The 10312-nt window shown below is 70.0% G+C and carries 7 protein-coding genes; 3 read left to right on the top strand and 4 right to left on the bottom strand.

What is annotated here, in order from left to right:
• On the top strand, positions 1–1726 hold a 1726-nt coding region (locus ACFWWR_RS47320), incomplete at its 5' end, for an FG-GAP repeat domain-containing protein (protein ID WP_384310570.1).
• A 389-nt stretch (positions 1727–2115) separates the two neighbouring features.
• On the opposite strand, the gene ACFWWR_RS47315 is transcribed toward ACFWWR_RS47320, so the two are convergent.
• Positions 2116–2907, bottom strand: a complete 792-nt coding sequence (locus ACFWWR_RS47315; RefSeq protein ID WP_383877921.1) for a hypothetical protein — start codon at positions 2905–2907, stop codon at positions 2116–2118.
• Entirely contained in the window at positions 2904–3539 is a 636-nt protein-coding gene (locus tag ACFWWR_RS47310; RefSeq protein WP_384310569.1) for an ABC transporter ATP-binding protein, read from the bottom strand. The genes ACFWWR_RS47315 and ACFWWR_RS47310 overlap by 4 nt, the downstream gene beginning before the upstream one ends.
• A gap of 320 nt (positions 3540–3859) precedes the next feature.
• On the opposite strand from ACFWWR_RS47310, the gene ACFWWR_RS47305 reads away from it, so the two are divergent.
• Positions 3860–5089, top strand: a complete 1230-nt coding sequence (locus tag ACFWWR_RS47305) for a flavin-containing monooxygenase (RefSeq protein ID WP_384310568.1) — start codon at positions 3860–3862, stop codon at positions 5087–5089.
• Between the two features lie 364 nt (positions 5090–5453).
• Here ACFWWR_RS47305 and ACFWWR_RS47300 read toward each other — a convergent pair whose 3' ends face one another.
• Positions 5454–6806 (bottom strand): class I SAM-dependent RNA methyltransferase, encoded by a 1353-nt coding sequence (locus tag ACFWWR_RS47300; RefSeq protein WP_383877915.1) that lies wholly within the window; start codon positions 6804–6806, stop codon positions 5454–5456.
• A 57-nt stretch (positions 6807–6863) separates the two neighbouring features.
• Positions 6864–8912, bottom strand: a complete 2049-nt coding sequence (locus ACFWWR_RS47295; protein WP_384310566.1) for an APC family permease — start codon at positions 8910–8912, stop codon at positions 6864–6866.
• A 452-nt stretch (positions 8913–9364) separates the two neighbouring features.
• On the opposite strand from ACFWWR_RS47295, the gene ACFWWR_RS47290 reads away from it, so the two are divergent.
• Positions 9365–10312: homocysteine S-methyltransferase family protein (locus ACFWWR_RS47290; RefSeq protein WP_384310564.1), on the top strand; the 948-nt coding region annotated here is incomplete at its 3' end.

Raw genomic sequence — 10312 nt, 5'->3', positions numbered from 1 at the left:
TCTGCGGGCCCCGCAGAGCGCGGAGGACGCCAAGGACGAGTACAGCTGGAAGAAGTTCAAGCCGGACGCCAAGCTGATCGTCGAGTTCAACCGCCTGCCGAAGGCGCCCTGGTCGCTCGACACCATCCCCAGCACCAAGGTCGGCGCCACCGAGTGCGGAAACGGTTCGACGTACGTGACGCTGGGCAACACCGACGTGACCCTCACCGCTCAGGTGTGGGACCCCGACGGTGGCAAGGTCAACGTTCAGTTCCACCTGTGGGCCACCGGCAAGCACGACGTGTCACCGGGCATCATCTTCGACACCCGAGTCCAGGTGACCGTCATCTCCAGCAACTCCAAGGGTGCCCAGGCGCGGGTCAAGGTGCCCAAGGCCACGCTGCTGAAGCATCTCGGCGCCAGTAACGGGCAGTTCTCCTGGAAGGCACAGGCGGAGGACGTCTCCGACTCGGCTTTCGCCTCCGACTGGACGCCGACTCAGGGCGCTCCGGGCTGCCGCTTCGGCTTCGACCCGAACGCCCCGACCGTGATGCCGACCGTCGACTCCCAGGGCGACCTGTTCCCGGAAACCACCGCTGACATGGAGCCGGTGGAGGGTGCCCTGGCCCGTACGGAAGGGGTGTTCCAGTTCGGCGCCAACGGCGTTACGGACACCACCAAGTACCTGTACGACCTCGACCGGACCCCGCCGAGCAAGGAAGCCAAGCCCGCCACGAAGGGCGGCCCGGCAACGGCACCGATCACCCCCCTCACCCCGGGACCGCACACCCTGTACGTGCGCATGGTCGACGCCGGAGGCAACCCCGGCCCGGTCTATCCCTACCGGTTCTACGTGAAGAGTCCGGGCCTTGCGGACAGGCCCGGTGATGTCAACGGCGACGGCGATCCCGACTTGCTCGCCGTCGACGGCACCAACAACCTCCGTCTGTACGGCGGCACCGGTGGCGGCAAGGTCGCCACCATGCTCCCCCTGTCCACCGCGGGTGGCTGGAACGGCGCACTGCTGTCCCACCGCGGCGACTGGACCAGCGACTTCTACGAGGACCTGGTGGCCCGCCGTTCCGACGGCAAGCTGTGGCTCTACCCGAACAACGGGCTGGGCGAGTTCACCGAGGACACCAAGCAGGAGGTGTACTTCTTCCCCGACCAGGAGACCGAGGTGGCGATCGACCCGGCGACGATCAAACAGATCGTCTCGGTCGGCGACATCACCCAGGAGAGCGAGGAGCCGTACCCGGACTTCGTGGCGGTCATCGGCGACCAGCTGTGGTTCCTGCCGGGTTCCTTCTCCGGCACGGTCGACTCCGGCTACCTGATCGGCAACTCCGGCTGGGGCGTCATGCAGCTCGCCTCGCCGGGCGACGTCGACGGTGACGGCTTCGCCGACCTGATCGCCCGCAACACCTCCACCGGTGACCTGTGGGTGTACCACGGCAAGAGCGCGGGTGACGCGGACGGCGACGGTATCCCGGACGGCGGCACCGATCCGGGGTCACTGGGGGCGGGCGCCAACCGTACGGCGTATGCCACCGGCTGGACCACGACCGCCCGCCCGTTGTTCACCGCCTCCGGCGACAGCAACACCGACGGCATCCCGGACCTGTGGTCGACAACGGCGAACACCACCGCTGGGTTGGAGTTCCTCCCGGGGCGCCGCACCGGCCTGGTGGGCCCGCCGACGGTGGTCGGCACAGGCGGATGGCAGGCGATCAAGCTGATCTCCTGATCCGACTACCCCGTCAGTGCTGCGGCCGGTCGCGCCGGGCAACCGGCCGCAGCACTGACAAAGCGGAGAAGCAGCAGGTCAGAGGACTCTCGCCACGGGTTGTCCAGCCCGACGCCGTCGTACCGACCTTTCCACCGCACCGGGAACATGGGCGCCGCAGCCTTCCCCTCCAGCTCGCTCTTGCCACCGAAGAGGTCCGGCTGCGCCCAGGCTTCGGGAAGTGCCCGCGGGCCTCGACCGTCCGGCGGATATCCGCGCGCTGACCGACTCGATCACATGGGCCGTCCGGCCCGCGTCGGGAACCTCGCCCGCGCCGGCGCACGGCCTGCCGTCGACGCAGCCCTCACCGCGTAGGTGCCGGTTGCCCTCGTGAACGATCCTCACCGTGATCACCCTGCCTGGATCCGCGTCCTGCGGGACCGCGGGGAGCGGGAAGGGCGGTGGGTGTGGAGGACGAGCAGCGCCAGGGCGCCGGTCGTCGCGGACCAGGTGAGGGAGAGCAGGCCGTGGGACCAGGGGGTGTGTGGGGTGAGGGCTGAGCTCAGCGCCAGCTGGTTCACGCCGTACAGCGGAAGGGCGGACACGCCCGCCACGTCCATGAGTGTGTTGAAGACGGGATTCTGCAGGCCGGTGTCGACCAGGCTGAGCATGATGATGAGGAAGAAGCCCTCCAGCTCGCCGCGGACCAGAGAGCCGAGCAGAAGCCCGATGCCGCCGTAGGCGAGGCCGGCACCTGCAAGGGCCAGCCCCAGGGGACCTGCGTGGCGTACGGGCAGGGAGATCCACAGCAGGAGCGTGGTGTAGAGGGCCAGCAGGGCGGCGGTGAGGGCGACGGCAGCAAGCTTCGCCAGCAGCATCGGCAGCCGGGGGTAGCCGGCCATCAGCAGACGGCGGTCCATCTGCCGGGACTGGAAGGTCTCGGTGAAGGTGACGAAGCCGGCGACCATGGTGATGGCGCCCAGCGCGCTGGCCACCTGGCCCAACTGGCTGGCCGGAGCGGAGACCGGGGCGCTGACGGCGTCCAGCCGGATGCGCACCACTTTGTCGGAGGTGCACAGGCGTGCCACAGCGATCCAGATGGGGATGAACGCGACCGCCAGAACCAGAGCCAGCCGGTTGCGCAGGTGGCCCAGCAGAGTGCAGCGCAGCAGTTCGGTGAATGCCGTCCAGGAGAGTCTCAACGGTCGGTCTCCTCGAAGTGCAGACGGCCCCGGCGCAGATGACCGATCGCATCGAAGTGGTGCAGGTCGTGCAGCAGGTGCGAAACCACGACGATCGACCGGCCCTGATCACGCAGATCGGCGGCCAGGGACCAGAACCGCTGATGGGTGTCCCAGTCGAAGCCCTGGTAGGGCTCGTCCAGGACCAGCAACTGCGGATCGTGCATGAGAGCGATCAGGAGGTTCAGCTTCTGTCGCGTTCCGCCACTGAGCTCGCCGACCGGCCGGCGCCGGCAGTCGGTCAGTGCCAGCAGCTCCATCAGCTCCCCGACGCGCTCCAGTGTCGGCAGCCGGTAGGCCATCTGGAACAACCGCAGATGCTGTCCGACGGTGAACGCATCGTTCAGTACCGCCCGTTGCGGGCAGTACCCGACCGCCCCGGTCCTTGTCACCGTTCCGCGATCGGGTGCGAGGATTCCTACGGCGATCTGCAGCAGAGTGCTTTTGCCCGCGCCGTTCTCGCCGACGACTCCCACCAGCGTCCCGGCGGGAACCTCAAGGTCGACGTCACGCAGGACCTGCCTGCCGCCGTACGCCTTGCAGACTCCGCTGATTAGCAGCCGTGGCCGGTGGCACGTCGTTACTGCCTGCACATGAGCCCCTCGAAGGATCGGACAGATGGAGCGAGCCGGCCCGGAGGAAAAGCCCGCGGCAGAGGCCGGGCCGCGCAGGCTCATGTCCCCTGGCCTGTCCGGCTCATGGCCGCTCGGCTGCGCTCGGCCGGACGATCCGGGCCCTGAGGGGACCAACTCCGCGCGAGGGGCGCGCTACTGCCCGGTGTTCAACGAGTCCGTACCGCCGGTGTAACGGCGGCCACCCGCTGTTCTGGTGACATGTCGGCATCGCCACTCCACAGGCTTTGCGCCTCGCCGTCGAGCGTGACGTGAGCCGCGGTCTGCCGTTGTAGGTGGCGATGCCCCCGACACCACAGCGAGACTTCAGCGCCCCCACCGTCGTGATCGGAGCCGGCCCCCACGGCCTGGCGGCCGCGGCGCTACTGCGCCGCTCCGGGGTGCCGGCCGTGATCCTGGAACGGTCGGACCGCGTGGGAGCGAGCTGGGCGCAGCGCTACGACCATTTGCGCCTGCACACCACCCTCGGCGCCTCGAAACTGCCCGGCCTGTCGGTGCCGCGCCAAGCAGGCCCGTGGGTGAGCCGGGACGACTATGTGCGCTACCTGGAGAGCTACGTCGCCCACCACCGACTCGACGTCCGGGTGACCACCCCGGTGCGGCGCATCGAGCGGGCCGAGCCAGGTTCGGGAGCACAGTGGCTGGTCCACACCCCCGACGGCCCCGTGCCCGCCGGCGCGGTCGTGGTGGCCACCGGCCGCTGCCACACCCCGAACGTCCCCGACTGGCCGGGGCGTTCGACGTTCACCGGCACGCTGCTGCACTCGGCCCACTACCGGTCTCCGGGCCCCTACGGCAGGCGGGACGTCCTGGTGGTCGGCGCGGGTAACAGCGGTACCGAGATCGCCGGCGCCCTGGCCGGAGCCGGAGCCGGACGGGTACGGATCGCAGTCCGTACCCCACCCAACATCCTGCCCCGCTCAAGCGCCCGATGGCATGCAGTCGGCCGGCTGACGGAGGTCCTCCCGCTCGCGTGGCGCGACCGCACCTCCCTGCTCACGCAACGTCTCGCGGTGCCCGACCTGACCTCACGGGGGCTGCCGCGGCCCCGCACGGGCCTGTACACCCGCAATGCTCGCGAAGGGGTCAACCCGGTGCTCGACCACGGCTTCGTGGACGCCGTCCGGTCCGGGCGGGTCGAGCCGGTCGCGGCCGTCCAGACGTTCGACGGCCCCGACGTGGTACTGGCCGACGGCACCCGACTGCGACCCGACACGGTCATCGCCGCCACCGGGTACCGGCCCGACCTGCACGACCTGGTCGGGCCCCTGGGCGTACTCGACGAGGACGGGCAACCCCTCGCCGTAGGGGCACAGACCCATCCCGCAGCCGCGCGCCTGTACTTCGCCGGATACACCAATCCCCTCACCGGCGTCCTTCGCCAGGCGGGCATCGACGCTCGCGCCATCGCCCACGCGTTACGACGCGAGACGGGGCGGGCACCCCTTCCCACCCCCCGCGTCGGCGACCGCACCGCCGACACACTCCACAGAGGACACGCTCCAAGCTGACGGGGCCTCGGAAGCTCGGCCCTTCAGCGGCGTGCCCCCGCAGGGCGAGTGGATGGCGTCGCGCCTACGGCGACACAGTCCCAGGCCTCCTGGGCCGCCGGCCAGGACCTGTCGGCCTCCTCCCCGTCAGCTGACGGCGACGCCGCCGCCATGGAGGCGGCCGGTGGATCGCGCCCGTGCCCTGTAACGGGCGGAGGCCGTCCCGACGAGAAGAAGGTCGGCTGTCCCGACGCGGGACAGCGGGCGGATGCTCCTCGGTGACGTAGGTGGCGGTCTCACCGCGCCCTCGGCGCTCGGCGCGCCGGCCCCTGGGCGGCAGGTATCACCCTGGCTCGACCATACAGCAACCTAGGAAAACTGCTGGTCAGAGCCCCTTTGCAGCGGGCTCGAGAATCGCCACGCACTCCACGTGCGAGGTCATCGGAAACAGATCGAACACCCGCAGCGTCCGCACCCGATACCCCCCGTCCCGGAAGTACCCCAGGTCCCGCGCCAGCGCAGCCGGATCGCAGGCCACGTACGCGATCCTCCGGGCCCCGAGGGACGCCATGTGCGCCACCGTCTTCCGGCCCGCCCCCGCTCGCGGCGGGTCCAGGACGATCAGGTCGACCTCGGTGATTCCCGTGCGCGGCAGGATCGACTCGACCTTGCCCTGTTCGATGCGGACGCGGTCGAAGCCGGCGAGGTTGTGCCGGGCGTCCTCGACCGCGCGCTTGCCGGACTCGATGCCGAGGACCGCGCCCTTGTCGCCGAGCCGGTCGGCGAGCGCGCCCGCGAAGAGGCCGACACCGCAGTACAGGTCCAGCGCCATCTCGCCCTTGCGCGGCGTCAGGCCCTGCATGACCGCCGTCACCAACGTGTCCGCGGCCTTCGGGTGGACCTGCCAGAAGCCTCCGCTGCCGACGCGGTGGGTGCGGCCGTCGGCGCGCTCGCGCACGAACGCGCGACCGTGGACGCGGTGGATGCCGCCGTCGTGCTCCTCGACGCGCATGACGGAGACCGGCCTGTCGAGCTCGACGAGGGGCAGGCGGGCACCGGGCCGGGGCTCCAGGATCACCATGCGGTCCTGCGAACCCGTCGCCGCGATCGCCTCGACGGACTCCATGCCCGCCCAGTCGCGCTTCTCGATGCCCAGCTCGCTGACACCCTCCGCGGCGATCATGCAGTGGTCGATCGGTTCGACCTCGTGCGAGCGGTGGCGGCGCAGTCCGGCGTTGCCGTCGGGGTCCACCGCGTACTGCACGCGGGTGCGCCACTGCGGCACCTGGCCCGCCGGAACCTTGTCGCCCTCGGCCGGCATCACCGTGCCGTCCCAGCCGGCCTCCTCGGGCGTGAGGCCGGCGAGCCGCTGAAGCTGCTCGGTGACGACCTCGCCCTTGAGGCGGCGCTGCGCGCCCGGCTTGGCGTGCTGCCAGTCGCAGCCGCCGCAGCGGCCGGGTCCGGCGTAGGGGCAGGGTGCCTCGATGCGGTCCTTGGACGCCGACAGCACCTCGACCGCGTCCGCGCGCAGGAACCGGGCGCCCTCCTCGCCGTCGGTCACCCGCGCCACGACCCGCTCGCCGGGCAGCGCGTGCCGGACGAACAGCACCTGGCCCTCGTCGGTGCGAGCGATGCAGTGACCGCCGTGGGCGACGGGGCCGACCTCGACCTCGTACTCCTCCCCCACCAGCGACCGCGCCTGCGACCCCGCCTGCGAATTCTTCGGTTCTGCCTGCATGGCGGGGTGACTCCAGGTGCGTAAGAGGGGGGAACTGCCGGACAACAGCCCACCAGTCTACGTCGGTGTCGACGACTCCTTCGCCCGCTCCTGCGCCGGCCCGCGTCGCACCGCGCCCGGGGCGTTCCACTCCTGCCGCTTGCGGGCCCGGTTCTTGGCCGCCTCGGAGGACTGCAACTGGTACGGCACCGAGGTCACCATGACGCCCGGGGTGAACAGCAGCCGGCCCTTCAGCCTGAGCGCGCTCTGGTTGTGCAGCAGGTGCTCGTACCAGTGGCCGACCACGTACTCGGGGATGATCACGGACACCGCGTCGCGCGGCGACTCCTTGCGCAGGCTCTTGACGTACTCGATGATCGGCCGCGTGATCTCGCGGTAGGGCGAGTCGAGCACCTTCAGCGGTACGTCGATCCCACGCCGCTCCCACTCCTCGCGCAGCGCCTTGATCTCCGCCGGGTCGACGTTGACACTGAGCGCCTCCAGGGTGTCCGAGCGCATCAGCTTGGCGTAGGCCAGCGCCCGCAGGGTGGGGCGGTGGATCTTCGAGATCAGTACGACGGAGTGGACGCGGGACGGCCGTACGCTGTCGTCGCTCGGGCCCTCGGGAGCCGCGATCTCCTCGGCCACCCGGTCGTAGTGCTTACGGATGGCCGTCATCGTGGCGTAGAAGATGCACATGCCCAGCAGTGCCACCCAGGCGCCGTGCGTGAACTTGGTGACCAGGACGACGACCAGCACCAGGCCGGTGAAAAAGGCACCGAAGGCGTTGATGGCGCGCGAGCGGACCATGTGGCGGCGCTTGGCCTGGTCCCGTTCCGTCGCCAGGTGGCGGTTCCAGTGGCGGACCATGCCCGTCTGGCTGAGCGTGAACGACACGAACACACCGACGATGTAGAGCTGGATCAGGCGGGTCGAGTCGGCGCCGTAGATGACGACGAGCAGCGTGGCCGCGCCCGCGAGCAGCACGATGCCGTTGGAGAAGGCGAGCCGGTCGCCGCGGGTGTGCAGCTGGCGGGGAAGGTAGCGGTCCTGGGCGAGGATCGAGCCGAGCAGCGGGAAGCCGTTGTACGCGGTGTTCGCGGCCAGGAACAGCACCAGCGCGGTGGCCGCGGCCAGCACGATGAACAGCAAGCTGCCCTTGCCGAAGACGGCCTCGGCGACCTGGGAGATCACCGGGTTCTGCACGTAGTCGGAGCCGAGCGCTACTCCGTTGTGCACCAGGTCGACCGCGGGGTTCTCCGCCATGCGGACCTTGGTCACCGCCGCCAGCGCGATGATGCCGCAGAACATGGTGACGGCGAGCAGGCCCATCGCCGCGAGCGTGCTCGCCGCGTTCTTGGACTTGGGCTTGCGGAACGCCGGGACGCCGTTGGAGATCGCCTCCACGCCGGTGAGCGCGGCACAGCCGGAGGAGAAGGCGCGCAGCAGCAGGAAGACCAGGGCGAAACCGGCCAGGCCCTGATGCTCGGGCTTGATCTGGTACTCCGCCGTCGGCGCCCGCATGGTGTCGTCGAGGACCAGCCCGCGGAACGCTCCCCACGCGATCATGATGAAGACGCCCGCGACGAAGACGTACGTCGGAATCGCGAAGAGGGTGCCCGACTCCCTGACCCCGCGCAGGTTCATCAGCGTGAGCAGCACGATCACGGCGACCGCGCAGAGCACCTTGTGCTCGACGACGAAGGGGACCGCCGAGCCGAGGTTCTCGATGCCGGAGGAGATGGAGACGGCGACCGTGAGGACGTAGTCGACGAGCAGGGCGCTGGCGACCGTGAGGCCCGCCTTGGGCCCGAGGTTGGTGTTGGCCACCTCGTAGTCGCCGCCGCCGCTCGGGTAGGCGTGCACGTTCTGCCGGTAGGAGGCGACCACGGTGAACATCAGCACGACGACCGCGACAGCGATCCAGGGGCTGAAGTGGTACGCCGACACGCCCGCGATGGAGAGGACCAGCAGCACCTCTCCCGGCGCGTACGCCACGGAGGACAGCGGGTCGGAGGCGAAGACGGGGAGTGCGATGCGCTTCGGCAGGAGCGTTTCGCCGAGCCGATCACTGCGCAGTGCGCGCCCGATCAGGATCCGTTTGGGCACGTCGGTCAGTTTGGACACAACAGAGGATCGTAGGCGTTCGAACGTGGGGTCGCCCACCCGCCACCCCACTTCTTCGCCGTGTGTGCTCCGCGACTGCTTCCGGCCCGCTCGGTGTCTGCTCTCCGAGTGAACTCGAGGGGCGGTGCGGCTGCGGATCCGCAGGCCGTGCGGTCGCCATGTCTATATGACTGAATCCCGAACGTTTCCCAGGCTGTTGCCGACCGCTGGAGGGTTCATGCACACCGCCGCAGAGCTGATCGGCGCCGCCGGCACCCTCGTCGGCCTCGGGATCCTCACCCTCATCAGCGTCAGGAGCATCAGCCGCAGGTGATCACCCGGGATCTCCCCCAGGGACACCGATGGACTCTCCTTGGCGACACCGATGGGGGCGGCTAGTACCGTGGCATCGAGTCTGCCGGTCGCCCTCCGGCAGCTAAGCCGACAGCCGTCGCACCCGAGGGAGCCCTTTCATGGCCTCTGTGCCGCCGACCCCTTCCGCCGACAGCCGGACTCGTGTGTCCGCACTCCGAGACGCGCTCGCCTCCCGTGTGGTGGTGGCCGACGGGGCGATGGGCACCATGCTCCAGGCCCAGGACCCCACGCTGGAGGACTTCGAGAACCTCGAAGGCTGCAACGAGATCCTGAACCTGACCCGCCCCGACATCGTCCGTTCCGTCCACGAGGCGTACTTCGCCGTGGGCGTCGACTGCGTGGAGACGAACACCTTCGGGGCGAACCACGCCGCCCTCAGCGAGTACGACATAGCCGAACGCGTGTATGAGCTGTCCGAGGCGGGTGCCCGGATCGCCCGCGAGACCGCCGACGAGTTCACCGCCTCGACCGGGCAGCAGCGCTGGGTCCTCGGATCCATGGGCCCGGGCACCAAGCTCCCCACCCTGGGCCACGCGCCCTACACCACCCTGCGCGACGCCTACCAGCGGAACGCCGAGGGCATGATCGCGGGCGGCGCCGACGCGCTCCTCGTCGAGACCACGCAGGACCTCCTCCAGACCAAGGCCGCCGTCGTGGGCGCGCGCCGCGCCCTCGACGCGCTGGGCGAGGACCGCCCGCTGATCGTCTCGGTGACCGTGGAGACGACCGGCACGATGCTGCTGGGTTCGGAGATCGGTGCGGCGCTGACCGCGCTGGAGCCGCTGGGCATCGACATGATCGGCCTCAACTGCGCCACGGGCCCGGCCGAGATGAGCGAGCACCTGCGCTACCTGGCCCGGCACTCCCGCATCCCCCTGTCATGCATGCCCAACGCGGGTCTCCCGGTCCTCGGCAAGGACGGCGCCCACTACCCGCTGACCGCCCCGGAACTGGCGGACGCGCAGGAGACTTTCGTCCGTGACTACGGCCTGTCTCTGATCGGTGGTTGTTGCGGTACGACGCCGGAGCATTTGCGGCAGGTGGTG

Origin of the sequence: Streptomyces sp. NPDC058678 (genome assembly GCF_042714835.1) — a bacterium.
Taxonomy (GTDB): domain Bacteria; phylum Actinomycetota; class Actinomycetes; order Streptomycetales; family Streptomycetaceae; genus Streptomyces.
The sequence above is the reverse complement of the archived record's forward strand: the minus strand, read 5'-3'. Positions and strand labels throughout refer to the sequence as shown.

What these genes read in the sequence shown, in the direction of transcription:
- ACFWWR_RS47305 (WP_384310568.1), top strand. Translation starts at nt 3,860, where the DNA reads ATGCCCCCGACACCACAGCGAGACTTCAGCGCCCCCACCGTCGTGATC.
- ACFWWR_RS47300 (WP_383877915.1), bottom strand. Translation starts at nt 6,806, where the DNA reads ATGCAGGCAGAACCGAAGAATTCGCAGGCGGGGTCGCAGGCGCGGTCG.